At 60.8% G+C, this 26,396-nt stretch carries 24 protein-coding genes; 11 read left to right on the top strand and 13 right to left on the bottom strand.

Going from position 1 to position 26,396, the window contains the following annotated elements:
* Positions 1-27 precede the first annotated feature (27 nt).
* Positions 28-2,598, top strand: coding sequence for a bifunctional diguanylate cyclase/phosphodiesterase (locus HU725_RS05445; protein WP_186477622.1), 2,571 nt, complete (start codon positions 28-30; stop codon positions 2,596-2,598).
* A gap of 29 nt (positions 2,599-2,627) precedes the next feature.
* On the opposite strand, the gene HU725_RS05440 is transcribed toward HU725_RS05445, so the two are convergent.
* Positions 2,628-3,545, bottom strand: a complete 918-nt coding sequence (locus HU725_RS05440) for a LysR family transcriptional regulator (protein WP_186477621.1) — start codon at positions 3,543-3,545, stop codon at positions 2,628-2,630.
* A gap of 111 nt (positions 3,546-3,656) precedes the next feature.
* On the opposite strand from HU725_RS05440, the gene HU725_RS05435 reads away from it, so the two are divergent.
* Positions 3,657-4,415 carry an SDR family NAD(P)-dependent oxidoreductase gene (locus HU725_RS05435; RefSeq protein ID WP_186477620.1) on the top strand — a complete coding sequence of 253 codons (759 nt, stop codon included), beginning with the start codon at positions 3,657-3,659 and terminating at the stop codon, positions 4,413-4,415.
* Between the two features lie 38 nt (positions 4,416-4,453).
* On the opposite strand, the gene HU725_RS05430 is transcribed toward HU725_RS05435, so the two are convergent.
* The 7 genes from HU725_RS05430 to HU725_RS05400 all read right to left on the bottom strand — a co-directional run bounded on the left by HU725_RS05430 (position 4,454) and on the right by HU725_RS05400 (position 9,298).
* Positions 4,454-5,323, bottom strand: coding sequence for an efflux RND transporter periplasmic adaptor subunit (locus tag HU725_RS05430; RefSeq protein WP_186477619.1), 870 nt, complete (start codon positions 5,321-5,323; stop codon positions 4,454-4,456).
* 11 nt (positions 5,324-5,334) lie between these two features.
* Positions 5,335-5,541: a DUF1656 domain-containing protein gene (locus HU725_RS05425; protein WP_060477797.1), complete on the bottom strand. Its 207-nt coding sequence runs from the start codon at positions 5,539-5,541 to the stop codon at positions 5,335-5,337.
* Entirely contained in the window at positions 5,528-7,516 is a 1,989-nt protein-coding gene (locus HU725_RS05420; protein ID WP_186477618.1) for an FUSC family protein, read from the bottom strand. The genes HU725_RS05425 and HU725_RS05420 overlap by 14 nt, the downstream gene beginning before the upstream one ends.
* 169 nt (positions 7,517-7,685) lie before the next feature.
* On the bottom strand, positions 7,686-7,802 hold the full coding sequence (gene ccoM / locus HU725_RS23000; RefSeq protein ID WP_060477799.1) for a cytochrome c oxidase subunit CcoM: 117 nt from the start codon (positions 7,800-7,802) through the stop codon (positions 7,686-7,688).
* 135 nt (positions 7,803-7,937) lie between these two features.
* On the bottom strand, positions 7,938-8,099 hold the full coding sequence (locus HU725_RS05410; protein ID WP_186477617.1) for a hypothetical protein: 162 nt from the start codon (positions 8,097-8,099) through the stop codon (positions 7,938-7,940).
* A 67-nt stretch (positions 8,100-8,166) separates the two neighbouring features.
* Positions 8,167-8,496, bottom strand: coding sequence for a hypothetical protein (locus HU725_RS05405; RefSeq protein WP_060477800.1), 330 nt, complete (start codon positions 8,494-8,496; stop codon positions 8,167-8,169).
* Between the two features lie 106 nt (positions 8,497-8,602).
* The gene (locus HU725_RS05400; RefSeq protein WP_060477801.1) at positions 8,603-9,298 is read right to left on the bottom strand and encodes a M949_RS01915 family surface polysaccharide biosynthesis protein; all 696 of its coding nucleotides are present in this window, start codon (positions 9,296-9,298) and stop codon (positions 8,603-8,605) included.
* A 132-nt stretch (positions 9,299-9,430) separates the two neighbouring features.
* Here HU725_RS05400 and rapA point away from each other — a divergent pair, with 132 nt between their 5' ends.
* Together rapA and HU725_RS05390 are read left to right on the top strand one after the other, a co-directional pair.
* Positions 9,431-12,277, top strand: coding sequence for an RNA polymerase-associated protein RapA (gene rapA, locus HU725_RS05395; RefSeq protein ID WP_186477616.1), 2,847 nt, complete (start codon positions 9,431-9,433; stop codon positions 12,275-12,277).
* 192 nt (positions 12,278-12,469) lie between these two features.
* Positions 12,470-14,734: a putative bifunctional diguanylate cyclase/phosphodiesterase gene (locus HU725_RS05390; RefSeq protein WP_186477615.1), complete on the top strand. Its 2,265-nt coding sequence runs from the start codon at positions 12,470-12,472 to the stop codon at positions 14,732-14,734.
* On the opposite strand, the gene HU725_RS05385 is transcribed toward HU725_RS05390, so the two are convergent.
* Both HU725_RS05385 and HU725_RS05380 read right to left on the bottom strand, forming a co-directional pair.
* Positions 14,634-15,521 carry an NAD(P)-dependent oxidoreductase gene (locus tag HU725_RS05385; protein ID WP_186477614.1) on the bottom strand — a complete coding sequence of 296 codons (888 nt, stop codon included), beginning with the start codon at positions 15,519-15,521 and terminating at the stop codon, positions 14,634-14,636. The genes HU725_RS05390 and HU725_RS05385 overlap by 101 nt on opposite strands.
* Before the next feature lie 174 nt (positions 15,522-15,695).
* Positions 15,696-15,995: a DUF2288 domain-containing protein gene (locus HU725_RS05380; protein ID WP_060477805.1), complete on the bottom strand. Its 300-nt coding sequence runs from the start codon at positions 15,993-15,995 to the stop codon at positions 15,696-15,698.
* Between the two features lie 358 nt (positions 15,996-16,353).
* Between HU725_RS05380 and HU725_RS05375 the strand changes: the two genes are divergently transcribed.
* The 7 genes from HU725_RS05375 to HU725_RS05345 all read left to right on the top strand — a co-directional run bounded on the left by HU725_RS05375 (position 16,354) and on the right by HU725_RS05345 (position 23,902).
* Positions 16,354-17,469, top strand: coding sequence for a branched-chain amino acid ABC transporter substrate-binding protein (locus tag HU725_RS05375; protein ID WP_060477806.1), 1,116 nt, complete (start codon positions 16,354-16,356; stop codon positions 17,467-17,469).
* Between the two features lie 186 nt (positions 17,470-17,655).
* Positions 17,656-18,579: a high-affinity branched-chain amino acid ABC transporter permease LivH gene (gene livH, locus HU725_RS05370; RefSeq protein WP_145187715.1), complete on the top strand. Its 924-nt coding sequence runs from the start codon at positions 17,656-17,658 to the stop codon at positions 18,577-18,579.
* On the top strand, positions 18,576-19,832 hold the full coding sequence (locus tag HU725_RS05365) for a high-affinity branched-chain amino acid ABC transporter permease LivM (RefSeq protein WP_186477613.1): 1,257 nt from the start codon (positions 18,576-18,578) through the stop codon (positions 19,830-19,832). The genes livH and HU725_RS05365 overlap by 4 nt, the downstream gene beginning before the upstream one ends.
* The gene (livG, locus tag HU725_RS05360; RefSeq protein ID WP_186477612.1) at positions 19,829-20,596 is read left to right on the top strand and encodes a high-affinity branched-chain amino acid ABC transporter ATP-binding protein LivG; all 768 of its coding nucleotides are present in this window, start codon (positions 19,829-19,831) and stop codon (positions 20,594-20,596) included. The genes HU725_RS05365 and livG overlap by 4 nt, the downstream gene beginning before the upstream one ends.
* A complete protein-coding gene (locus HU725_RS05355) occupies positions 20,597-21,298 on the top strand; it encodes an ABC transporter ATP-binding protein (protein WP_046787727.1) in 702 nt (233 codons plus the stop codon).
* A gap of 217 nt (positions 21,299-21,515) precedes the next feature.
* Positions 21,516-22,190, top strand: a complete 675-nt coding sequence (locus HU725_RS05350) for a COG3650 family protein (RefSeq protein WP_186477611.1) — start codon at positions 21,516-21,518, stop codon at positions 22,188-22,190.
* Between the two features lie 104 nt (positions 22,191-22,294).
* Positions 22,295-23,902: an NAD(P)/FAD-dependent oxidoreductase gene (locus HU725_RS05345; protein ID WP_186477610.1), complete on the top strand. Its 1,608-nt coding sequence runs from the start codon at positions 22,295-22,297 to the stop codon at positions 23,900-23,902.
* Between the two features lie 150 nt (positions 23,903-24,052).
* Here HU725_RS05345 and HU725_RS05340 read toward each other — a convergent pair whose 3' ends face one another.
* The 3 genes from HU725_RS05340 to HU725_RS05330 form a co-directional block, all read right to left on the bottom strand.
* Complete coding sequence (locus HU725_RS05340) at positions 24,053-24,517, bottom strand: outer membrane lipoprotein (RefSeq protein ID WP_060477812.1); 465 nt, start codon at positions 24,515-24,517, stop codon at positions 24,053-24,055.
* Between the two features lie 223 nt (positions 24,518-24,740).
* The gene (gene pdxH, locus HU725_RS05335) at positions 24,741-25,388 is read right to left on the bottom strand and encodes a pyridoxamine 5'-phosphate oxidase (RefSeq protein WP_186477609.1); all 648 of its coding nucleotides are present in this window, start codon (positions 25,386-25,388) and stop codon (positions 24,741-24,743) included.
* Positions 25,389-25,407: 19 nt separating this feature from the next.
* Positions 25,408-26,385, bottom strand: coding sequence for an OmpA family protein (locus tag HU725_RS05330; RefSeq protein WP_186477608.1), 978 nt, complete (start codon positions 26,383-26,385; stop codon positions 25,408-25,410).
* Positions 26,386-26,396: the final 11 nt, after the last annotated feature.

Raw genomic sequence — 26,396 nt, 5'->3', positions numbered from 1 at the left:
CTGTAGTCATCAAGGAGTCGCGCGCGCATGGCCAGGACCGCCCCCCCTCCCCCACGCGTTCAGATCCGCCGGCTCATCACGGTTTTCTGCGTGGTCTTCGGCCTGGCATGCCTGGTCACCCTGGGCGCTTTGTTCAATATTGCCGCCACTCTCGATCAGCAAGAGCAGCAGCGCAGTGCATTCCATGTCACCCAAGCGCTGGAACAACGCTTGCAGGCTTCAAGCGATTATCTGTACAGCTATGCAGTGTGGGACGACGCCGCCGCGCACCTGTCGGGCGAAGTTGACCGGCAATGGGCCTATACAGAAAAGAACCTTGGGGAATCGCTGTACAGCGTCAATGGCTATGAGGGCGTCTTCGTGGTCAACGACCAGCGCACCACCTATGGGCTATTCAAAGGCGCAATGATCGAAGCCGCTGCGGGCAGCCTGATCGATGCTCCCCTGCCGCAGATCATCGCCGCTGCGCGAGCAGCCGCCAGCGCCCGCGAACATGTGAGCCATTTCGTTCTCTTGAATCATTGGCCAGCCATACTCAGCGCCGCTGTCATACACCCTGACAGTCAGGTCACCGAAGCGCAGGTGCGCCAGGCCCCTGTGATGCTGTTCGTCGACCAGCTCACCGAAGCTAAGCTGGCCCAGTTGGGGCAGCGCGCTGGCCTTGCAGGTATGCATGTCGAAAAGACCGAAGAACACGACATCGGCCATCAACACGTGCCACTGGGCGACACCGGCTATCGTTTGGCCTGGATCAGCCCGCTACCTGGCAGGCAGCTGCTATGGGCCGTGCTGCCACCGTTGCTGGGTGTGCTGACGGTACTTGGCCTGGTCATGCTCTACCTGTTTCGCCATGCGTTGCGCAGCTCCCGGGCCATCGATCTTAGTGTTGAACGCCTGCAACAGAGCAACCTGGCGCTGGAAGCCAGCGAGCAACGCTTTCGCGAAGTGGCGGAGGCGACGTCTGACTGGATCTGGGAAACTGACCGACAACAAAGGCTCACGTACTTGTCCCAGCGTTTCGTCAGTGTGACCGCTGACCCGATAGAAGTCTGGCTTGGCCAGCCGTTGAATCAACTGCTCAGTTGTGAAACCACGCCCTTGTCAGCCTGGCTCGATGGGCAGGTCGGTAGCGAAGGCGAACAACCGGCAAACTTGCGTTGCGTCTATCGGGATCACAAGGGCATGAGCCGCTATTGTCGTTTATCGGCCAGAGCAATTGAGCTCGGTGGGGAGCTAGTGGGCTTTCGAGGTACTGCCAGCGACATTACCGACGAAGTCGAGGCCCATGCACGCATTCAGCACCTGTCGCTGCACGACCCACTGACCGGCCTTGCCAACCGCAACAAGCTGGCCCGACATCTGGAGCTGGCGCTGACGCGCGGTAGCGACTCGCCGCCACTGACCTTGCTGCTCATCGACCTGGACAACTTCAAAGCCATCAACGACTCACTGGGCCACGCAGCCGGCGATGCAGTGCTGCAGGAGGTGGCCGCACGCCTGCGCGACACCACCCGCGACGTTGACCTGGTGGCACGCCTGGGCGCTGACGAATTCGTCCTGGTGCTGCAAGGCATCGACAACCGAAGCGAGATCGACCGCCTGTGCCGGCGGTTGATCGATCTGCTGCAGCAACCCATCTGGTATGAGAACCAGGCGCTTCATATCGGCGCCAGCCTTGGCATCGCGCAAACACGTAGCGAGGGGTTGGATGCCGGGGAACTGATCCGCTGCGCCGATATAGCCCTGTACCAGGCCAAGGCAGATGGCAAAGGCACCTGGCGCTACTTTGCGGCTCATATGAACCAGCAGATCCAGTACCGACGCAAACTGGAAAACGACCTGCGCCGTGCGCTGAAGAACAATGAGTTCGTCCTGCATTATCAGCCACGCTACTGCCTGAGCGACTTGCGCATCGCCTCATGCGAAGCCTTGCTGCGCTGGCAGCATCCACAAGAGGGTTTGCTGGCTCCTGATACCTTCATTCCCCTTGCCGAGCAGAGCGAACTGATCGTCTCCCTGGGCCGCTGGGTACTGCACGAAGCCTGCCGCACCGCGCTGGGCTGGCCGGCTCACCTGCTGGTTTCGGTCAACCTGTCGCCTGCGCAGTTCTTGCGCAGCGATGTCGTGGCAGATGTGCGGGATATCCTTCTGCAAACCTCCTTCCCTGCGCAGCGGCTGGAACTGGAGATTACCGAAAACGTAATGCTCAACGACATAGAGGGTGCCTTGGGCACCATGCTCGCGCTCAAAGAATTGGGGGTACGGCTGAACATGGATGACTTCGGTACAGGGTATTCCTCATTGGGCTATCTGCGCACCTACCCATTCGACAGCATCAAAATCGACAAGCGCTTCATCGCCGGGCTTACCAACCCCAGCGGTAACGATCGCGCGGTAGTGCAGGCGATCATCAACCTGGGCGAGGCGATGGGGCTGACGGTCACCGCCGAAGGCGTCGAGACCGAGCAACAACTGCGGGCCCTGCAGAGCGATCGCTGCCACGAAGTGCAAGGGTTCTATCTCAGTAGGCCGCTGGAAAAGGCCGGCCTCGAAGATCTGCTGCAAAATACCCAAGCAGTGCCCGCCGGTGACGGCTGAGCCGCAGCCTAAATGCGTTGTACACCATGCTAGCGTTCCTGCGAAACAGCGTCGACTTGCGAGGCCAACAGCTCGCCCAGCCAGCCCATGAATGCCTGAACGCGCCGCGGCACGTGGCGCTGACGAGCATACAACAACGACACTGGCATGGCCTGAGCTCGCCAACACTGCATCACCTCGATCAGCTGCCCGCTCGCCAAATGATGCTCAACGCCAACCCCCGGCACCTGGATCAGACCCAGGCCTGCAAGGCAGGCTGCCGAGTAAGCCTCGGCATTGTTGACCGTGACCACACCAGCCATGGCCTGGTAGCGTACTTGGCCGGCTTGCAGGTATTCAAAGCCTGAACTGCGAGCCCCCAAATTGCGCACATAGTGCACCAGGCGGTGCTCTGCCAGGTCATCCAGGCTCTGCGGAACACCGAAATGGGCGAGATAATCGGGGCTGGCGCAATTGCGCATGCTCAACTGGCCGATCGGGCGCGCCACCACATCCAGGTCACTGAGCGCGCCGATACGCATCACGCAATCGAAACCCTCCCTCAGCAGATCGACCTGGCGGTCGGTACAGCTGATCTCGACCTCAAGCCTGGGAAACCGCGACAGGAATGCTGGCAAAGCAGGGATGATCACACGCCGCGCCATCATCGTCGGCATATCGACTCGAAGGCACCCGGTAAGCTCAGCATCGTCAGCGCGGAACAGGCTTTCGATCTCGTCCATGCCTGACAGCAGGTCTTTGCTGCGCTCATACAGCAAAGCCCCGTCCTGAGTCGTTTGCACACGCCGGGTGGTGCGGTTGAACAAACGCGTGCCGAGCAGCGCTTCCAGGGCTCTGACCTGCTCGGACACCGTCGAGCGCGGCAGGCTGAGGCTCTCAGCGGCCAGGGTAAAACTGCGTAGCTCACTCACGCGGACGAAAACACGCAGCAGTTCCAGCTTGTTCATGCCCTGCCCTCTGTTCGGCTCAGGCGAACAGTATTTCCGAACTTGCAGGATTTAACAGCTGCTGGTCGATCAATAACCTCTCGTTCATTCAACAGCCACGAGGAACAAGTCATGACTCGCAAAATCGCGCTTATCACCGGTGCCAGTCGCGGCCTGGGACGCAATGCTGCCGAACATCTGGCGGCCCGCGGAATAGACATCATCGGCACCTACCACAGCAACGCCGAACAAGCCCGACAGGTCATACAGGCCTTGGAAGCTGCCGGCGTCAAGGCTGCCATGCTGCAACTGGATGTCAGCGACAGCAGCAGCTTCGCCTCTTTCACCGAGCGCCTGAGTGCAACTTTGCAACAGCAGTTTGGCCGCGAACGCTTCGATTTCCTGGTGAACAATGCCGGCATCGGGATGAACGTGCCCTTCAGCGAGACCAGCGAAGCGCAGTTCGATCAGTTGATGAACATCCAGCTCAAGGGCCCGTTCTTCCTGACCCAGCGAATGCTACCCCTGCTGGTCGATGGTGGACGCATCGTCAACATATCGTCCGGTCTTGCGCGTTTCGCGTTACCCGGTTACGCCGCCTATGCAGCCATGAAAGGGGCAATGGAGGTACTGACCCGCTACCAGGCCAAGGAATTGGGTGCACGGGGCATCCGCGTCAACATCCTCGCGCCCGGCGCCATCGAAACAGACTTCGGTGGCGGCGTGGTAAGGGACAATCAGCAGGTCAACGACTTCATCGCCAGCAATACTGCGCTAGGGCGGGTTGGGCTGCCCAACGACATTGGGGCAGCCATTGCACTGCTGCTCGAAGACGGTAACGGCTGGATCACCGGGCAGCGCCTGGAGGTCTCTGGAGGCATGTTCCTCTGAGGTTCAAGCAAACGGCCTGGCCAGCGGCGCACTGCCAGTCACTGGTCAGCCTTGTCCTCATTTACTTGCACGCTGGCGGTCATCCCGGCGCTCAGATGCACCCCTTCAGAAATCTGGTCGAGCCTGATGCGCACCGGGATGCGTTGGGCCAGCCGCACCCAGTTAAAGGTCGGTTCGACCACCGGCAGCAGCTGGCCGTCGGGATTGCTATTGCTGTCGGTAATACCCCGGCTGATGCTTTGCACGTGGCCCTGCATCGGTTCACCCGCCCCCATCAGCCAGACTTTGACCTCATCGCCCACCCGGATGCGCGGCAACTTGGTCTCTTCGAAATAAGCCTGGATATAGAACGTCGAGTCATCCACCAGCGCCATGACCGATTGGCCGGTGTTCACGTAGTTGCCCTGGGCCAGGCGCAGGTTGGTAATGTGCCCACTGCGCGGCGCCCGTACTTCACTACGGGCCAGGTTAATTCTGGCCACTTGCAATTGCGCCTGGGCTTCACGCAGTTCGCCCCGGGCAATGGCGGCGTTGATCTGGGCATTCTCGCGCAGCTCGGCGCTGATCGCTTCAGGGCCCAATGCCGTGCGCCGTGCGGCTTCACGCTCGCGCAGGTGCAACTGCTGAGTACGGGTTTCAGCCACCGCACTGGCCTGATCGAACGCCGCCTGGAAGCGCTCGCGATCGATCGTCATCAACAGGTCGCCTGCCTTGACCTGCTGGTTGTCCTGAACCTTGAGTTCACGCACCCAGCCAGACACGTCCGGGGCGATCACCACCACATCAGCGCGCACCCGTGCATCGCGCGTCCAAGGCGTGAGCATGTAGTATTGCCAGAGTTTGTAGCCAGCCAGAACGGCGATGGCGACCACGCACAGGGTCACCAGGGTACGGACGACGGCACGCATCGAATAGCTCCTTACAAAAGCCCCATCAGGCGAACGACCAGGTACAGCACACACACGAACAGCGCTGCATCGAACAGTGCTTCATGCCAGATCCAGCGCGCCAATGGCGTGGCATGCACCAGCAGGCGCAACCCCGCTGTCAGCGCTAGCGCCACCAATACATAAATTAGAAACGGGCTTAGCAATACCCCGCCAAACTCCCATTCACGCAAGCCCATGGGCATCCTCCTGCGCACGGCACCACCGCCTCCAGCTTTTCTGTAGTTGCAACACAGCGCCCTGGGCAAGGCGCAACGGATCGCTGGCCGGCGCCCGCTGCAAAACCGCCAAGAATCGCTCGCTGGCCTGGTCCAGGCGCTGCTCACGCCCGGCGCCCGGCCCCTGGGCGAGCACGGCCTCGACTTGCTGCAGGTAGTCGCGCTCGGCACCGGCCAACGGCGCCTGTGCCACGGCAAGGCACATACGCAAGTGCACCAGCTCATCGCCCATGTCCAAGCCATGCAGGCCGTCATCCCAGCGCTTGCGCTCGGTGGCCGGTAGCTCGCTGGCATGCCGAGCCAATTGCATCAAGCGGTCGGCCATGCGTCCACCGAACCAGGTATCGGCTCCACGCAGATCACGTCGAGTGAGGCGCACCAAGTCGCTCTGGGTAGCCGCGCGCAAGCGCCGGCCGAGCCAGGCCGGGTTGCGGAACACCAACAAGCGAAACGCCAACACCGCCGCGCCCACCCCCACCAACATGGCCAAGGCATTATTGAGCAGGGTAGCCACACTGAACGCCATGACGTTGAGCGGCGCCACCAGCACGATGAAATGCAGGCAATAGGATGTGGCTGTTGCTCCAGTACGCGGATGCGCCATACCCAGGGCACCGAAAAACAGCGGCACGCCCATGCCCAGGCAGAGCATGGCGAAACTACTCCACTGTGGCAGCAGAATCTCCCCGACCAGAAACGCTGCGGGAATGGCCAGCAGGATCCCACGCAAAAAACTCAGGCCTATCTGCGCACCATTCTCGCGGCTGGCAAACAGGCTACACACCACGCACGTCAACACCAGGCCGCCAGGTGCCGACGGCCAGGCAGTGGCCAGCCAAAAGCCACTCATCGTCAGAAACGCCAGGGCGCTGCGTGAGCCAAACAGCAGAGCCAGCGACCAATCGCGGTGCACCGCCAGGCCCTGGGCGACATTCTTGGGCTCCCTGCCCGCCTCTACATCGTCCAGGGCCTGGGTGGCAGCCATGGTGTAGTCCAGCAACAAGGCCATGCGCGCCAGGCAGTAATGCTCGGCAGAGCTTATCTGTTCATCCTGCGCGGCGTCCCAAATCCGCTGTCGCAGCAACAAAGCGCCGCTCTGCTCGGCGTTGGCCAACTGCGCGCGCAGCTGTTCGAGCCAGGGGGCAAGGCGTTCGGCTTCGTGTTCACTCAATTGCTGCCACTGCCGGCGCACAGAGCGGGAAATACGCAGCAGTACCATGAGTTTCTGGCTCAACCCGCGGATGGCCTTGGCCCGCAGCCGGCCGCGTGGCCCTTCGAACCAGGCATGCTCGCGCTGGGTATCGATGGCTACGATTCGCCCAAGGCTTTCAAGCAAGCCCTTGCGCGCTTCATCCTCGCCGCCCAGCATGGCGCTGGCGGCCTGCAGGCCATTTTGCCAGGCCTGGCGCGCCTGGCCAGCAAGCTGCTGCTCGACCCTCATCGGCCAAATCAAAGCACTGCTGGCGGTCGCACAGCAGATACCCAGGCAGATTTCGGTACACCGCGCCACGGCCTGGTCGAACACCTGCAAAGGATGACTGATGGCGGGCAAGGCAATGATGGCCGCCGTATAGCCTGCCAGCACAAACGAATAAGCCCAGGCGCTGCGCAGTTGCGTGGAAGCCGCAGTGCACAGTGCCAGCCACAGCGCCAGGCTGATCAGAAACAGCCAGGGCGTTTGCGCGAACAAGCCAATGAACACCACTGACATCACAGTTCCGACCAAGGTGCCGGCCAAGCGTGCCAGGCCCTTCTGCACCACCATCCCGGACAGCGGCTGGGCAACGATGAACGCGGTCATCAGCGCCCATGAGGGTTGCTCCAGCCCCCAGCGCATAGCCAGCCACAGTGCCAGGCCAGCCCCGAGCAGGGTTTTGATGGCGAACTTGATAGCGACGCTATTGGGTGCGAACAGGGCCTGGAAGGTGATGGGCACGAATCGGACCTTGCGGAGTGTAGGCAATTAAACGATAGACAACGGAATGGAGAATACTGCGAAGCTATTTAATTAGCTAGCTAATCATCTATGTATGGTGAAAAGCAGGAACAAAAAAAAGGCGACCGAAGTCGCCCTAAATGCCTTGCGTGCTCGTGAACCTGAAAGGTCAGCGCGACTTGCGCTTGTGCGAGTCCTTCCAGATGAAAATGCCCAGACCGGCAAAGAAAACCACCATCAACCCGACCGTTACCACGCCCGCGATAACCACATTGTCGAAGAACATGCTGGCCTCCCGATTCGTTTGCCATTGTCCGATGGATGCAATGTAACGACTAGCGCAGCGGGAAGTTTTGATCAGGGTCAATGTTGCCCAGGGCCGGGCACAGAAGGCAGGTGCAGGGTTGACCTGCGTCATGTTTCAACGCTTTTTGGGCTTGCCCTTGGGCTTCTTTTTCTTCGCCGCACCCAGCGGCATGGCCTGCTCGAACGCCTGACGCACTTCGTTCAGGCGTTTTTCCTTGAGGTCATGAATGCGCTTGGCACGTTCGGCATCGAAATCGATGAGGTTGTCTTGGCTCATGGGAAGGCTCGATGGTCTACAGAGGATTGCATCATGCAACCGGGCGCTGGCCCTGACCAGCCCCGTGTCAGACTTCGATATCGACCAGCAGCCCCTGACGCGGGCTTTCCCCCATCAACGGCGCCACCGGCACGGTGTTGTCGGCATTGACCTCATCACCGGGCACGGCACTGTAGAGCTGCGCATCGTCTTTGTTGCGCCGCCGCTGCTGGCGGCGCTGTTCCTCGCGCAGCAACAGTACTTGCTCTTGCGGGTCACGCTGTTGCTTGAGGTCGATTGCGCTCTCATTGGATGAAGGCTGCACAGGCACCACCGGCTTGACGTCGGGTGTCGGTTTGACCGGGTCCATTTGCGAGGTCACCGGAGCAGCACTGAGCGGGATGAGTGGCGGCAGCATGGGAATTCTCCTGTGCCCACTGTATCGGCCGAGCGTCAGCCAGCTTGAGGGACTAGTGAGCAATGGGCGGCCTCTGAAGACCATGCCTTGCCAGTATAGCTAGCGGCTACTCGCTATCGTCATCGAGGTCGTCGTCGGTCGGTGAGCTGACTTCGCTCCAGGGCCGTTTATAGACCTGCTGCCAAACCGAGTCCATATGCTGGCGCAATAGCTCAGGGGCTTGCTTCAGTGAAGCGCTGTCTTCGCGCTCGCCGCCGACCGGATCTTCACCGGCGGGGGTGATCAGCGACTGGCCAGTGATGGTGTAGACGTTCTGCCCCTCGCGCATTTCGATGGCGATGTCATGGGGGTCGATGCCCCCTCCGCAAAAGGCATGACTGGCCACGGTCACTTCCGCCGTACCATCCTTGTCAAGGTCCGTGACGTCGCTCACGTCGGCATAGAAATCGACATCCAGGTCCAGCCCAGGGCACGTGGTTTCCTGCTCGATCTGCCAGCGCGGCTTGAACGCATCGCGCTCAGCGGCACGGCCATACAAGGTGGCCTTAAGCACCACCTTGTCGACTTCCTGCTCCGATTCGGCGTCTACGGCCTGGCCATCACTGCGGCTGAGCACCAACAGCCCTTCACCATCGTGGTCACGAAAGTGCACGCTCTTGATCGGCGTCTGTACGCCAAGCACTTCGAGCTGCTCGACAGGTATCGCTGGCAGCATTTCAAAATTTTTCTGCTCACAGGCACCCAGCAGCAGCAAGCCGCCCAAGGCCAGCGAAGTGTTCAACCAGCGGTGCTTGAGCGGCATATCGGTGCGTGGCCCTCGTCAGCAAAACGGTGTTCTGCGATGAAACGGCTAGACTGTTGGACTTCTGGTCTATGGTCCGCCCGGCCTATCCGTTAACATAGCCGGCTTTTTCATCGCGGGAGTTCACGCAGTATGGCGCAGCAGTATCAACCGGGGCAACGCTGGATCAGCGACAGCGAAGCGGAGCTTGGCCTTGGGACCATTCTGGCGCAGGATGGCCGCTTGCTGACCGTGCTCTACCCGGCCACTGGCGACACTCGCCAGTATTCCCTGCGCAATGCGCCGCTGACCCGCGTGCGCTTCTCGCCAGGTGACCAGATCACCCATTTCGAGGGCTGGAAGCTGACCGTACGCGAAGTCGAGGACATCGATGGGCTGATGGTCTACCACGGCTTGGACGGGCAGAACCAACCACGCACTCTGCCGGAAACCCAGCTGTCTAACTTCATCCAGTTCCGCCTGGCCAGCGACCGCCTGTTCGCCGGGCAAATCGACCCGCTCTCTTGGTTCAGCCTGCGTTACAACACGCTGCACCACACCAGCAAGCAGATGCAATCGTCGCTGTGGGGGCTGGGGGGTTGCCGTGCGCAACCGATCGCCCACCAGTTGCACATCGCCCGCGAAGTCGCAGACCGCACTGCCCCGCGGGTTTTGCTGGCCGACGAAGTGGGCTTGGGCAAGACCATCGAGGCGGGCCTTGTGATTCACCGCCAGTTGCTGTCGGGCCGTGCCAGCCGCGTGTTGATCCTGGTTCCGGAAAACCTCCAGCACCAGTGGCTGGTGGAAATGCGCCGGCGCTTCAACCTGCAGGTGGCCCTGTTCGATGCCGAGCGTTTCATTGAAAGCGACGCCAGCAACCCCTTCGAGGATGCCCAGCTGGCGCTGGTGGCCCTGGAATGGCTGGTCGATGACGAGAAGGCCCAGGACGCATTGTTCGCCGCTGGCTGGGATCTGATGGTGGTCGACGAGGCGCACCATCTGGTGTGGCATGAAGAACAGGTCAGCGCCGAGTACGGCTTGGTCGAGCAACTGGCTCAGGTGATCCCGGGCGTGCTGCTGCTGACCGCCACCCCAGAACAGCTCGGCCAGGACAGCCACTTTGCACGCCTGCGTCTGCTCGATCCAAATCGCTTCCACGACCTCGCCGCGTTCCGCGCCGAGAGTGAAAACTACCGCCCGGTCGCCGAGGCCGTACAGGAGCTGCTCGAACAGGGCCGACTGTCACCCAAGGCCCATGCCACGATCCATGGTTTCCTGGGCGCAGAGGGCGAAGCCTTGCTGGCAGCAGTCAACGATGGCGATACTCAGGCCAGCGCCCGGCTGATCCGCGAGTTGCTCGACCGTCACGGTACCGGCCGCGTGCTGTTTCGCAACACCCGTGCGGCAGTTCAGGGCTTCCCTGAGCGCCAGCTGCATCCGTATCCGCTGGCCAATCCTGAGCAATATCAGGACCTGCCAGCCGGTGAGCATGCCGAGTTGTACCCAGAGGTGGCCTTCCAGGCCCAGGGAGAGATCAGTGACGACGAACGCTGGTGGCGTTTCGACCCACGCGTAGACTGGCTGATCGACACCCTGAAGATGCTCAAGCGCACCAAGGTGTTGGTGATCTGTGCCCATGCCGAAACCGCCATGGACCTGGAAGACGCCCTGCGCGTGCGTTCCGGCATCCCAGCCACGGTGTTCCACGAAGGCATGAGCATCCTCGAGCGCGACCGCGCCGCCGCCTACTTCGCTGACGAAGAGTTCGGTGCCCAGGTGTTGATCTGCTCGGAGATCGGCAGTGAAGGCCGTAACTTCCAGTTCGCCCACCACCTGGTGATGTTCGACCTTCCTGCACACCCGGACCTGCTCGAACAGCGTATCGGTCGTCTGGACCGTATCGGTCAGAAGCACACCATCGAACTGCACATCCCATACCTGCAGAACAGCCCACAGGAGCGGCTGTTCCAGTGGTACCACGAGGCTCTCAACGCATTTCTCAATACCTGCCCGACCGGCAATGCCCTGCAGCATCAGTTCGGCCCGCGCCTGCTGCCACTGCTCGAAGGTGGCGATTACAAAGCCTGGTCGGGGCTGGTCAGTGAAGCCCGTGCAGAGCGCGAGCGCCTGGAAGCCGAGTTGCACAGCGGCCGTGACCGCCTGCTGGAGCTCAACTCCGGTGGCGCTGGCGAAGGCCAGGCGCTGGTCGAGGCCATCCTTGAACAGGACGACCAGTTCGCCCTGCCGATCTACATGGAAACCTTGTTCGACGCTTTCGGCATCGACAGTGAGGACCACTCGGAAAACGCATTGATCCTCAAACCGAGCGAGAAGATGCTCGACGCCAGCTTCCCGCTGGGTGACGACGAAGGCGTGACCATCACCTACGACCGCGGCCAGGCACTGTCGCGTGAAGACATGCAATTCCTCACCTGGGAGCACCCGATGGTGCAGGGCGGCATGGACCTGGTACTGTCCGGTTCGATGGGCAACACCGCGGTAGCGTTGATCAAGAACAAGGCGCTCAAGCCCGGCACCGTGCTGCTCGAACTGCTGTTCGTCAGTGAAGTGGTGGCACCCCGCAGCCTGCAACTGGGCCGCTACCTGCCGCCGGCGGCCTTGCGTTGCCTGCTCGATGCCAATGGCAACGACCTGGCTGCACGGGTGGCTTTCGAAACCCTCAACGACCAACTCGAAAGCGTGCCACGGGCCAGCGCAAACAAGTTCGTTCAGGCTCAGCGTGACGTGCTGGCCAAGCGCATCAGCGGTGGTGAAGCGAAGGTCATGCCGGTGCATGTCGAGCGCGTGGCTGAAGCCCAGCGCCGCCTGGCTGCCGAAGCCGATGAGGAACTGGCGCGCTTGACTGCCCTGCAGGCCGTCAACCCCAGCGTACGTGACAGCGAGATCGAAGCCCTGCGCAAGCAGCGCGAGCAAGGCCTGGCCATGCTCGATAAGGCAGCACTGCGACTGGAAGCGATCCGCGTACTCGTGGCTGGTTGATCGACCCGCTCTATAACCGGGGCCCAAGCGGCCTCGGTTTGTTATGCCCGACGGCTATTTAACGAATAACCAAATCGTTGAAGCCAAAGTGCCATTATCGGTGATGTTTTAACCCGTACTTTCTATACTGCCAACGACAGTCTCCAAATGGCTTTGAAGGAGACGAGTGAAAACTCGAGCAAAGGGCTAGCAATGGATTGGCTGGGTTTGCAACTGTTCACTGAACTGCCGGACACCGGGCGCACCCTCATCGACTGCCGCCATGAGCCGCTGCTCATCGTCATCGCCTTCGCGGTGGCCACCGCAGGCTGCTTCGCAACCCTGGACATGGCGGAGCGTCAATCTAATAGCGAACACCGCTCCGCCCAGCGGCAATGGCGCATGCTTGGTGCATGCTGCCTGGCAGGCGGTATCTGGGCGATGCATTTCATCAGCATGCTGGCGTTTCAAGCCCCGATCGAAATGCACTACGACGTAACGTTGACCGGCCTGTCGCTGGTCATCGCGCTGCTGGCGGCCTGGCTGGCAATGACCAGCCTGGACCGCACGCAAATGCGCCTGCATCATTACCTGCAAAGCGCGCTGTTGATCGGCCTGGGCATCGTTCTGATGCATTTCGTTGGCATGGCCGCACTACAGACAGGAGCCCAGCAGTACTACAAAACCAGCTTGCTGTTGGCCAGCACTGCGATCGCGCTGTTGACCAGCCTGGCGGCGTTGCTGCTGGCTCGCTATTTTCGCAATGGTAGCGGAACCATGCATCAAGCCATGAAGTATGGTGCCAGCTTGCTGATGGCCAGTGGCATCGTCGCCACCCATTTCACCGCCATGGCCGGCATGACCCTGGTGCTCCCCGACACCACTGCACTGAACCTGCCCTCTACCGACAACAGCCTGCAACTGGGGCTGACGGTAGCCTTGATCACGCTGCTGATCAGTGCCAGCAGCATCAGTGCCGCCCTGTCCGACAAAAAACTGCAAAGCAAGGAAGAGGACCTGCGCCGTTACGGGGTGCTGCTCAACCAGCTGGATCAGGCACGAGCGTCATTGCAGCAAGCGGCCCACTATGATGCCCTGACCAATCTGGTCAACCGCCGCGGTTTCAACCAGCTGTTTGCCGAACGCATGGCGCAACAAAGTTCAGATCAAACGCGCCTGGCATTGATGTTCCTGGACATCGACCACTTCAAACGGATCAACGACAGCTTGGGCCATGACGTGGGCGACGAGCTTCTCAAGGTGATCGCCGATCACATCAAGGCCGCCACCCGCAGCCAAGACTTGGTTGCACGCTTGGGCGGCGACGAATTCTGCGTGGTCACCAGCCTGCATAACCGGGACGAAGCCTGCCACTTGGCTCAGCGGATAATGCAACGGATGAAGGAGCCAATCGAGCTGGGTGGCCGGCGCATGGTCATGACAACCAGCATTGGCATCAGCATTTACCCTGACGACGGTCAGACTGCCGAAGAGCTGCTCAAGAATGCCGACCTGGCCCTCTACCAGTCCAAGGGCAGCGGGCGCAACAGCCTGCACTTCTTCAACAGCAGCTTGAAAAACCGCGCCACTCTGGCACTGCAACTGGAGGAGGAACTACGGCTTGCACTGCTGGAAGAGCGTGGCCTGTGCGTGCACTACCAACCCATCTTCGACCTGCGCACAGGCCAGGTGGCCAAGCTGGAGGCATTGGTGCGTTGGCTGCATCCTCTGCATGGACTGATCGGGCCAGACAAGTTCATCGGCATTGCCGAAGCCAATGGCATGATCATCGATCTCGACCTGTGGGTGTTGCGCCACGCCTGCCAGGATCTGGCTCGCCTGCACCAGCACGGCTACGCCGGCCTGAAGATTACGGCCAATTGCTCGGCTGTAACCTTGGGCCACGAAAACTTGCCCAACGAAGTAGAGATGGCATTGCTTGAGGCGGGCCTGGCGCCTGGCCGTCTGGAACTTGAAGTCACCGAAAACGCCCTGATGGGCGACATCCAGCAGACCGTCAAACTGCTTAAACGCATCCGAAACTATGGGGTGGGGCTGTCGATCGACGACTTCGGTACCGGCTACTCGTCTCTGGCCTATCTAAAACGCTTGCCGCTGGACGTGCTGAAAATCGACCGCTCGTTCCTGCAGGATGTGCCCGCCATCCTCAAGGATCGCCAAATCATTCAAGCCATTATCGCCATGGCTCACACCCTGCACCTGGAAGTGGTTTGCGAAGGTGTAGAGACCGTCGAGCAATACGAGTTTCTGGCCGAAAATGGCTGCGACTACCTGCAGGGCTACTTACTCAGCCGCCCTGTACCCATGAGCGAACTGCGGCCAATGCTCGACCAGCTCGAGCGCCAAGCCCCAGCATTCACTCCCTGTTGCGATATAGCTCTACAAGGGTCGCCGGATCTTTTTGCAGATACCCTTGGCTACCGTGCAGGCGCATCAACTGCGCGGCGAGGCCGCTGAGCGGCGTTGCCGTGCCCTGTTCGCGGGAAAGCTTCACTGCTCCGTCAAGGTCTTTGAGCAAAGTGCGTACGTGCCACTTGATCGGTTCGAAACGGCTTTCGGCCATCTGTGGGGCCAGGATCTGCAGCGGCTTGGAATCGGCAAATCCACCAGCCAGGGCTTGCGCGATCAAAGTCGCGTCAACGCCGGACTGCTCTGCCAGGGCAACCACCTCAGCGATCACCAACGCGTTGCATGCCACGATCATCTGATTGCAGGCCTTGGTCACCTGCCCTGCCCCTACCCCGCCCATGTGCGTCACCCGTTGCCCAAGTACCTGCAGGATCGGCAGCGCACGCTGCAAGTCCGAAGCTTCGCCGCCCACCATGATCGCCAGCGTACCAGCCTCAGCCCCTGGCGTGCCGCCAGATACGGGGGCATCCAACCAAGCCATACCGCACAGGGCAGCCAGTTCGGCAGCCATTTCCCGGGTAGCTGTAGGCTCCAGGCTCGACAAGTCAATCAGCAGTTGCCCGCTGCGCCCGCCCTGGGCGATGCCTTGCTCACCGAACACCACCTCGCGCACCACCGCTGTGTCGGCCAGGCACAGCAGCACAATATCGCTCTCACGGCACAAATCGGCGGGGCTGGCGGCCAAGCGCGCGCCTGCGCCCACCAACGCATCGCACTTTTCCGGGCTACGGTTCCAGACCGTCAGGCCAAAACCGGCGGCCAACAGACGCCGGCACATTGGCAAGCCCATCAAGCCGATACCGGCAAACCCAAGCGAAGGCAGTGCAGCACTCATGAACGACTCCTGGCAGAGGATGGAAAGGTGGCAGCATTACGCATGCCGTAAACTGTTACCGCCCCGCCGAATCACTCGGCCGTTGTTACTTACTTCCACCTTACGTGAGCGTCAATAAGCACCAAACTGGGGCGTTTGTGTATTTTCAAGCACTGAAACGAAGCATCGTTATTCTTATTGTTTCACCTGAATCACGATGAACGGTGAAACGACCACGGCCCAGATCTCTGGATCGCGGCTTTGCAGGTCGAGCGCTTGCTCTGCGGTGACCGGCCCAACAGTGCCAGCACTACGCCACTTGGCGACGATTTCGCTGCGATTCTCGGCCATTGCTGTAGCAACCTCGATGAGGTCGAGCCCGGGGTCGACCCAAATCAGGTCACCTTTGGCCCAGAAACGCTCCAAAGCTTTCCACTCGATTGTCGCCGTCTCACCCAGCAGTTTGGCATAGAGGGTGCTTGTGTCATCAGTCATGGGTTTTACCCGCAAATTCGGCCAATTAAAAAGGCCGGCATTTTTGCAGAAAAACCCGGTTTCAAATATGTAATTTGGTCGATTGGCTTTGAAACTGAGGGGTAGAGCCGTGGATGCAGGCAAAGTGATGGCGCTTTTCTGTATCTTTGTGTCGATCATGCGACAACCCGTGAAACAGGCACTTTTTGCCCGCTTTTCAAGCGCGTAAACAGCGCTCTACACTGTACCGGTACAGTTCCGGGACATGTTCCGGGGGAAGGTGGGCATGCAGTATGGCGTGGCCATATCGCAATGCCCGCCCGGTCTGTAGCCCTGGCCGCCAGGACTATAAGAATTACAACAGAATGAGTGGAGCACTATGATCAAGATTTCCAAGCTGTTCGCCGCAATGGTACTGGCCGGGGTAGCCAGCCATTCGTTTGCCGCCGATACCATCAAAATCGGCATTGCCGGTCCTAAGACCGGGCCTGTGACCCAGTACGGCGACATGCAGTTCATCGGCGCGAAACAAGCTATCAAGGACATCAACGCCAAGGGCGGCGTGGATGGCAAGCAACTCGTAGCCGTGGAATACGACGACGCCTGCGACCCTAAACAGGCCGTGGCCGTCGCCAACAAAGTGGTCAACGACGGCGTCAAGTTCGTGGTCGGTCACCTGTGCTCCAGTTCCACCCAACCTGCGTCCGACGTCTATGAAGACGAAGGCGTCATCATGATCACGCCAGCGGCCACCTCGCCGGACATCACCGCCCGTGGCTACAAGATGATCTTCCGTACCATTGGCCTGGACAGTGCCCAAGGCCCGGCGGCCGGCAACTACATCGCCGACTACGTGAAACCGAAAGTGGTCGCGGTGCTGCACGACAAGCAGCAGTACGGCGAGGGCATCGCCACAGCGGTCAAGCAGACCTTGGAGAAGAAAGGCGTCAAGGTTGCCGTGTTCGAAGGCCTGAACGCTGGCGACAAAGACTTTTCCTCGATCATCCAGAAGCTCAAGCAAAACAACGTCGACTTCGTCTACTACGGCGGCTACCACCCAGAGCTGGGCTTGATCCTGCGCCAGTCCCAGGAAAAAGGCCTGAAGGCCAAGTTCATGGGCCCGGAAGGCGTGGGTAACGATTCCATCTCGCAGATCGCCCAGAATGCCTCCGAAGGCCTGCTGGTCACCCTGCCGAAGTCGTTCGATGCAGACCCGGAAAACAAGGCCATCGTCGACGCCATCAAGGCCGACGGCAAAGATCCAAGCGGCCCATTCGTGTTCCCGGCCTACTCGGCTGTGGAGCTGATCGCCAAAGGTATCGAAGCGGCCAAGTCCGAAGACACCGACAAGGTGGCAGCGGCCATCCACGCAGGTTCGTTCAAGACCCCGACCGGCGAGCTGTCGTTCGACGAAAAGGGCGACCTCAAAGACTTCAAGTTCGTGGTCTACGAATGGCACTTCGGCAAGCCGAAGACCGAAGTCTCCCCTCAGTAACTGCGTGACTAATAGCTGACCGTAAAAGCCCACTGTGCGAGCAGTGGGCTTTGTTTTACGAGGTTCATGGGCTCGATCCCCGCGATCCGGGGGCGGGCTCACCTGAAAATCTTAAAACCGTCACCCGCGGTTTCCTGGCCGTACCCCTGCCAGCGAAATGCAAATCAGGTTTTTAGGAGCGCTGTAATGCCTGAGATCTACCATTTCTTCCAACAACTGGTTAATGGATTGACCATCGGCAGCACCTATGCCTTGATCGCCATCGGTTACACGATGGTGTATGGCATCATCGGCATGATCAACTTCGCCCACGGCGAGGTGTACATGATCGGTTCCTACGTGGCCTTCATCGCCCTGGCAGGGCTGGCCATGATGGGTATCCATTCGCTGCCGATCCTGATGACCGTCGCCTTCGTCGCGACGATCTGCGTCACCAGTGCCTATGGCTACAGCATCGAACGGGTTGCCTACCGCCCCCTGCGCAACAGCAACCGCCTGATTCCGCTGATTTCTGCCATCGGCATGTCGATCTTCCTGCAGAACACGGTATTGCTGTCGCAAGACTCCAAGGACAAATCCATTCCCAACCTGATCCCAGGAAGCTTCTCCTTCGGGCCAGGGGGTGCGGAGGAAGTTCTGGTTTCCTACATGCAGATCCTGGTGTTCGTGGTCACCCTGGTAGCCATGACCTGCCTGACCCTGTTCATCTCACGTTCCCGCCTGGGTCGCGCCTGCCGCGCCTGCGCCGAGGACATCAAGATGGCTAACCTGCTGGGCATCAATACCAACAACATCATTGCCCTGACCTTCGTCATTGGCGCCGCCCTGGCGGCGGTGGCGGCCGTGCTGCTAAGCATGCAGTACGGGGTAATCAACCCCAACGCCGGTTTCCTGGTGGGCCTGAAGGCCTTCACCGCGGCGGTGCTGGGCGGCATCGGCAGTATTCCGGGCGCCATGCTCGGCGGGCTGGTGTTGGGCGTGGCCGAAGCCTTCGGTGCCGATATTTTCGGCGACCAGTACAAGGACGTGGTGGCATTCGGCTTGTTGGTTCTTGTCCTGCTGTTCCGGCCGACCGGCATCCTGGGCCGCCCGGAGGTTGAAAAAGTATGAACAGAAATATCAAACAGGCGTTATTCAGCGCCTTGCTGGTCTGGGCCGTGGCCTTCCCGGTATTGGGCCTTAAACTGAGCATCGACGGTATCAGCCTGGTGGTGCATAGCCAGGGCTCGTTCACCATCAGTATCATCGCCGTATGTTCGGTGTTGATGTTCCTGCGCGTGCTGTTCGACAAGCAGTGGAACGCGGTGATGGGGCGTCGCTCGGAGCGCAAACTGATCCCGCCAGCCGTCAGCAACTACCTGACGCTGCCGAAAACCCAGCGCTATGTGATCATTGGCTTGATCATCGTGGCATTGGTGTGGCCGTTCTTCGGGTCGCGCGGCGCCGTCGACATCGCCACGCTGATCCTGATCTACGTGTTGCTGGGCCTGGGCCTGAACATCGTGGTCGGCCTGGCTGGCCTGCTGGACCTTGGCTATGTGGGTTTCTACGCCGTAGGCGCCTACAGCTACGCGATGCTCTCGCACTACCTGGGCTGGAGCTTCTGGATCTGCCTGCCGATCGCCGGCCTGATGGCGGCCACCTTCGGCTTCCTGCTGGGCTTCCCGGTGCTGCGCCTGCGCGGTGACTATCTGGCGATCGTGACCCTGGGCTTTGGTGAAATCATCCGTTTGTTCCTGCGCAACCTCACCGACTGGACAGGCGGCCCCAACGGCATCAGTAACATCCCGAAACCGGAATTCTTCGGCCTGACCTTCGAGCGCCGGGCTGCCGAGGGGATGCAGACCTTCCACGAGTTCTTCGGGTTGCAATACAACTCGATCAACAAGGTCATCTTCCTCTACCTGGTTGCGTTGTTGCTGGCGCTGTTGGCGCTGTTTGTCATCAACCGCCTGCTGCGCATGCCTATCGGCCGTGCCTGGGAGGCGCTGCGCGAGGACGAGATCGCCTGCCGCGCGCTGGGCCTGAACCCGACCGTGATCAAGCTTTCGGCGTTCACCCTGGGTGCCTGCTTCGCAGGGTTTGCCGGTAGCTTCTTCGCTGCACGCCAAGGCCTGGTGACCCCCGAGTCGTTCACGTTCATCGAGTCGGCGATCATCCTCGCCATCGTCGTGCTCGGCGGCATGGGCTCACAACTGGGCGTGATTCTCGCGGCCATCGTGATGATCCTGCTGCCTGAGCTGATGCGAGAGTTCAGCGAATACCGAATGCTGATGTTCGGTGCGCTGATGGTGTTGATGATGATCTGGCGTCCGCAAGGCCTGCTGCCAATGCAACGCCCCCACATGGAGCTGCGTCGATGAGCCGCGAAATTCTGCAAGTCAGCGGCCTTAGCATGCGCTTCGGCGGCTTGTTGGCGGTCAACGGCGTGGGCCTGACCGTCAAGGAAAAACAGGTCGTGGCGTTGATCGGCCCGAACGGCGCTGGCAAAACCACGGTGTTCAACTGCCTGACCGGCTTCTACAAGCCAAGCGGCGGTACCATTCTGCTCGACGGCCAGCCTATCCAAGGCCTGGCCGGCCATCAGATTGCCCGCAGGGGCGTGGTGCGGACCTTCCAGAACGTACGCCTGTTCAAGGAAATGACCGCACTGGAAAACCTGCTGATCGCCCAGCACCGCCACCTGAACACCAACTTCTTCGCAGGCCTGTTCAAGACCCCGAGCTTCCGCCGCAGCGAGAAGGAGGCCATGGAGCGCGCACAATACTGGTTGGAGAAGGTCAACCTGACCGAATTCGCTAACCGTACCGCAGGCACCCTCGCCTACGGCCAGCAGCGCCGCCTGGAAATCGCCCGCTGCATGATGACCCAGCCACGGATCATCATGCTCGACGAACCGGCTGCGGGCCTGAACCCGAAGGAAACCGAGGACCTCAAGGCGCTCATCGCCTACCTGCGCGAGTCGCACAACGTCACGGTCCTGCTGATCGAGCACGACATGAAGCTGGTGATGAGCATCTCTGACCACATCGTGGTGATCAATCAGGGCACACCCCTGGCCCATGGCACGCCGCAGGAGATCCGCGACAACCCTGAAGTGATCAAAGCCTACCTGGGGGAAGCGTAAATGCTGAAGTTCGAAAACGTCTCCACCTTCTACGGCAAGATCCAGGCACTGCACAGCGTCAACGTGGAAATCAACCAAGGCGAGATCGTCACCCTGATCGGTGCCAACGGTGCGGGTAAATCAACCCTGTTGATGACCTTGTGCGGCTCGCCTCAGGCCCACAGCGGCAGCATCAAATACCTGGGTGAGGAACTGGTCGGCCAGCCGTCCTCGCACATCATGCGCAAAAGCATCGCGGTGGTGCCTGAAGGCCGCCGCGTGTTCGCCCGCCTGACCGTCGAAGAAAACCTGGCCATGGGTGGTTTCTTCACCGACAAGGGCGATTACCAAGAGCAACTGGACAAGGTCCTGCAACTGTTCCCGCGCCTGAAGGAGCGGTACTTGCAACGTGGCGGTACCATGTCCGGCGGCGAGCAGCAAATGCTGGCCATCGGCCGGGCGCTCATGAGCAAGCCCAAGCTACTGCTGCTCGACGAGCCTTCTTTGGGCTTGGCGCCGATCATCATCCAGCAGATCTTCGACATCATCGAACAGCTACGCCGCGACGGCGTGACGGTGTTCCTGGTGGAGCAGAACGCCAACCAGGCACTGAAGGTCGCTGACCGGGCGTATGTGCTGGAAAACGGCCGGGTGGTGATGCAAGGCACCGGCGAGGCACTGCTGACCGACCCGAAGGTGCGCGACGCGTACCTCGGGGGTTGATCCACAAAGGGCCATTTACTGGCCCTTTTTTCTGCCTGGCTCGCACCGAATGTATTGGCCTGATCGCCGATAAACCCGCACCCACAGTTGCTGCGGCCCCTGCAGGAGCGGGTTCACCGGCAAAGAAGCCGGAACAGGCCACCATTAACTTGAGATCCGCCGCAAGCCTGAGTAACGTGGCCAGCTCTTTGGCAAAGATTCTCCGGAGCCCACCCCCATGCGCGTCACCCCAACCCTGCTGCTCAGTGCACTGCTACCGATGTTCGCTGGCTGCCAGATGCTGGCCGACCAGCCCCGTGACCCAAACATCGGCACCACCCGCATGCAGGGCGAACTGAGCGCAGGCGGTGGGCGGCTGTTGTTCAAGCCGTGTGGCGAAAGCCGCCGTTTCGTGATCAACGACGTGGCCGGCACCGGCATCCTCCAAGAGTCCGTCAACTTGGCCAAGGACGCCAACGCCAAATTGTTCGGCGATGTGCGCGGGCGCCTGACCGGCAGCAAGCAGGCCGATAATGATGGCCAGTTACAGGTCAGCCGGCTGTACCGTCTGGAATCGTCCACCCGCGCGTGCGATGACCCCAACTTCAAGCAGTTGACCCTGCGAGCCAGCGGCCACGAACCTGACTGGGACATCAAGGCCAGCGGTAAAGGCATGGTGCTCAACCGCACAGGCAAGGAGCCACTGCCGTTGCCATTCCTCGAAGAAGAAGTGCCCGGCGGCGGCCTGACCCTGAGCAGTGAGGCCAACGGCCAGCGCGTGGAACTGTGGGTCGCCCCGCAGCGATGCGTCGATGGTGGGACGGGCGCCGTGCGTCACCTGCGCGCTGAGCTGCGTATCGACGGCCAGACCCTGCAAGGCTGCGGTTACTACGGTGGCGCACGGGACAACTGATCACCGGGCGCGTTTTATCCTGCCAGTCATGGCGGCTAACAGCTTATACTTGGCGGTTTGTGTAAAGCCGCCGGCCGCCCATGGCCGGGATACTGGACCCTGCCATGCTACGAATCACCGAACTGAAGCTGCCCCTGGACCATCCCGACGAAGCCCTGCGTGAGGCCATCGTCCAGCGCCTGGGCATCAGCGACGAGCAACTGCTGAGCTTCAACCTGTTCAAGCGCAGTTACGATGCGCGCAAGAAGAACAGCGAGCTGCTGTTCATCTACACCATTGACCTTGAAGCCAGCAACGAAGCCGAGCTGCTCAGCAAGTTCGCCGATGATCGCAATATCGGCGTGGCACCGGATGTCACCTACAAGTTCGTTGGCCAAGCCCCAGCCGATTTGCAGGAACGCCCGATCGTGGTCGGTTTTGGCCCCTGCGGCATCTTCGCCGGCCTGCTGCTGGCGCAGATGGGCTTCAAGCCGATCATTCTCGAACGTGGCAAAGAGGTGCGCCAGCGCACCAAGGACACCTGGGGCCTGTGGCGCAAAAGTGTGCTCAACCCTGAGTCCAACGTGCAATTTGGCGAAGGCGGCGCCGGGACCTTCTCCGACGGCAAGCTCTACAGCCAGATCAAAGACCCGCAGCACCACGGTCGCAAGGTGCTGGAAGAGTTCGTCAAGGCCGGCGCGCCGGACGAGATTCTATACATCAACAAGCCGCACATCGGTACCTTCCGCCTGACCGGCATGGTCGAGCAGATGCGCCAGGACATGATAGCCCTCGGCGCCGAAGTGCGTTTCCAGGAAAAGGTCACCGACCTGCTGATCGAAGACGGTCAGGTGACTGGCGTTGTGCTCCAGAGCGGTGAACAACTACATTCGCGCCATGTGGTTTTGGCCTTGGGCCACAGCGCCCGTGACACCTTCCGCATGCTGCACGCCAGAGGTGTGTACATGGAGGCCAAGCCGTTCTCGGTCGGTTTCCGTATCGAGCACCCGCAGACGCTGATCGACAAAGCGCGCCTGGGCAAGTACGCCGGCCACCCTAAGCTGGGCGCCGCTGACTACAAGCTGGTGTACCACGCCAAGAACGGCCGCTCGGTCTACAGCTTCTGCATGTGCCCAGGCGGCACCGTGGTAGCTGCCACCAGCGAACCGGGGCGCGTGGTCACCAACGGCATGAGCCAGTACTCGCGTAACGAGCGCAATGCCAACTCCGGCATCGTCGTCGGGATCGACCCCGAGCGCGACTATCCGGGCGGGCCACTGGCAGGCATCGAGTTGCAGGAACGCCTGGAAGCCCATGCCTACGTCATGGGTGGCAGTAACTATCAAGCGCCGGCTCAGCTGGTAGGTGACTTCGTTGCGGGCAAACCGTCCACGGCCCTGGGCAGCGTCGAGCCGTCTTACAAACCAGGCGTAACCCTGGGTGACCTCGCGCCAAGCCTACCGGACTTCGCCATCGAAGCGATCCGCGAGGCACTGCCCGCATTCGACCGCCAGATCAAAGGCTACAACCTGCACGACGCAGTGTTGACCGGCATCGAAACCCGCACCTCGTCGCCGCTGCGCATCACCCGTGGTGCGGACCTGCAAAGCCTGAACCTCAAGGGGCTGTTCCCGGCAGGCGAAGGCGCAGGTTATGCCGGGGGGATTCTTTCGGCCGGTGTAGATGGTATCCGCATTGCCGAGGCAGTAGCGCGGGATATTCTCGGGCTCTGACCCGTGCGGCCAGGCTAGGCCGGTTGACGGATGAACCCGCAGCCTGCCCAAACCCTGTAGGAGCGGGTTTAGCCGCGTACAGGCCGGCCCAGAAAACCAAAAACCCCGAACAGCTCACGCCGGTTCGGGGTTTTGCGTTTCAAGCGCCAGTCAGTGCGTGACGCGGCTGGTGCCGTCCACGGTCATGATGCGGACGCGGTCGCCGACACGGAAGATTTCATTCTCCTGCACGGCCTGCACGTAGGCACGCATGCTGCCATCATCTTCACGGACGGTGATCTCCACACCCTGGGTACGGGTCAGGCCTTCTTCGGCGGCAGAGCCCGCCAAACCACCAGCTACGGCACCGATCACGGCAGCGACAATGCTGCCACGGCCACCGCCGACTGCGCTGCCGGCAACACCACCTACGATTGCGCCAGCGCCACCGCCGATCGGCGTCTTGGTGCCTTCGATCTTCACCGGGCGCAGGGATTCGATGGTACCCATGCGTACGGTCTGCACGCGACGGGCTTCATCACGGGAGTAGCTGTCACCAGTCAAGCTCGAGGCACAGCCACCGAGAAGCAGCGACATGGCGGTAAAAGTCGCCACCAGCAAAGCGGATTTACGCATGGGTACAATCTCCAGAAAACAGGTGTCCATTAGACGCTGCGCATAGACGGCTGTCACGGCGCGCAGGTAAAAAAAGTATTTCCATTCAGGCCCTGTACAGCCTTCGGTCGGCAGTAATGCCGACGTTACAGCTCAGACCAAGGATAGCCACTGATTACTGCATCGTCGTATGCAGCACGGTGGCCACAGAAAAACCAAGGGCCGCTAATGCGGCCCCTGTCAGTCATGGCGCGAGTCGCTCGCGCAACCATTGGCCATCGACCAGTCGGTAGTTCAAGCGGTCATGCAGGCGGCTGGCACGGCCTTGCCAGAACTCCACCCGCTCGGGTAACAACCGGTAGCCGCCCCAATGTTCCGGGCAATGCGGCTGGGTCTGAGAGAAACGCGCCTCGGTTGCCTTGACCAGCCCCTCGAGTTCCTGACGGTCGGCAATCACCCGGCTCTGTGGCGAAGCCCAAGCACCCAGGCGGCTTCCCAGGGGGCGCACCTGATAGTAGTCATCCGACTCCTTGGCCGTGACCTTTTCTACCCGCCCTTCAACCCGCACCTGGCGTTCCAACGCTGGCCAGAAGAAGGTCATGGCAGCGAATGGATTGGCCAGCAGTTGTTGACCCTTGGCGCTGTCATAGTTGGTGAAAAAGGTAAAGCCACGGTCATCAAGGCCCTTGAGCAGCAGCACCCGGCAATGCGGGCGGCCTTCGGCATCGACGGTGGCGAGGGTCAAGGCGTTGGCCTCCACCGGAGGTTGCTCGGTTTTGACTGCATCGGCAAACCACTGATGGAACAGCGCGAACGGCTCACCCGGGGCCTGGGCTTCTGCCAGGCCATCGCGGGTGTAATCGCGGCGCATATCGGCCAAAGATTGGGTCATGGCTGCGCTTCCTTGGCGATCAGTTGGTCTTCGCAGAGGTATTGGCGGCTACCTTTTTGTCAGCGGTAGCAGCTTTCTTGGCGACAGGCTTGGCCGATGTGGCTTTTTTCTTGGCTGTGGCCTTGGTCGCCGGTTTGGCAGCCGCCTTCTTGGCGACAGGCTTGGCCGCCGCCTTCTTGGTTTCAGCAGGCTTGGCAGCTGGCGCTTTGGCATCCTGTACCGCGACCAAGGTCGCCGGGGTGGCCACTGGCGCTGACTGTTGGTACTTGGCCAGCAAGGCAAGCATGGTGTTCTGCGGGGTGAAGAGCATTTCAACCCGACGGTTCAGGGCACGTCCTTCGGCACTGTCGTTGGCAGCACGCGGCATCACCGAACCCATCCCTTTGAGCGACAGGCGGTCACGCTGCAGGCCGCTCAGGCGGAAGATGGCCGATACCGAAGCGGCACGCTCCAGGCTCAGCTTTTGGTTGGCAGCAGCAGCGCCGCTGCTGTCAGCATGGCCTAGCACCAGCACTGCAGTCTTGGCATCGCCCTCGACAGCCTTGGCCACCCGGGTGATCGGCGACAAGGTCAGCGGCAGCAGCATGTTCGGGCGGTCTGGGTTGTAGGAGCCGTCCACTGGGATGATCACCACCAGCACGTTGTCACGGCGCTCCAACTCCAGCTTGCTGTCCTTGACCGCTTCACGCAGCTTGGGTTCGTACTGATCCAGCCAGGCCTGAGTGGCTTTTTCATCGATTTTTGGCACAACTGGCCCTTTGGCCTGCTTGTCGTCACCACCAAACGGCCACCACCAGCGGCTCGCGCTGTCAGACTTGGCATCAGCCTTGGCGACGTTTTCAGTCACCGCTGCCTTCACTTCCTTGTCGGCAACCTTGTCCGAACCGAACGGCCACCAGCTGCTGCTGCCATCCTTGGCGCCGTCCTGAGAATGGCTGGCACAACCGGTCATTGCGGTCAGGCACAGTGCGAGAGCTAAGGTTTTATGTGAAGACATCAGCGATACAC

Source organism: Pseudomonas promysalinigenes, assembly GCF_014269025.2.
In the GTDB taxonomy this organism is placed as follows: domain Bacteria; phylum Pseudomonadota; class Gammaproteobacteria; order Pseudomonadales; family Pseudomonadaceae; genus Aquipseudomonas; species Aquipseudomonas promysalinigenes.
This window is presented reverse-complemented; position numbering and strand designations above follow the sequence as displayed.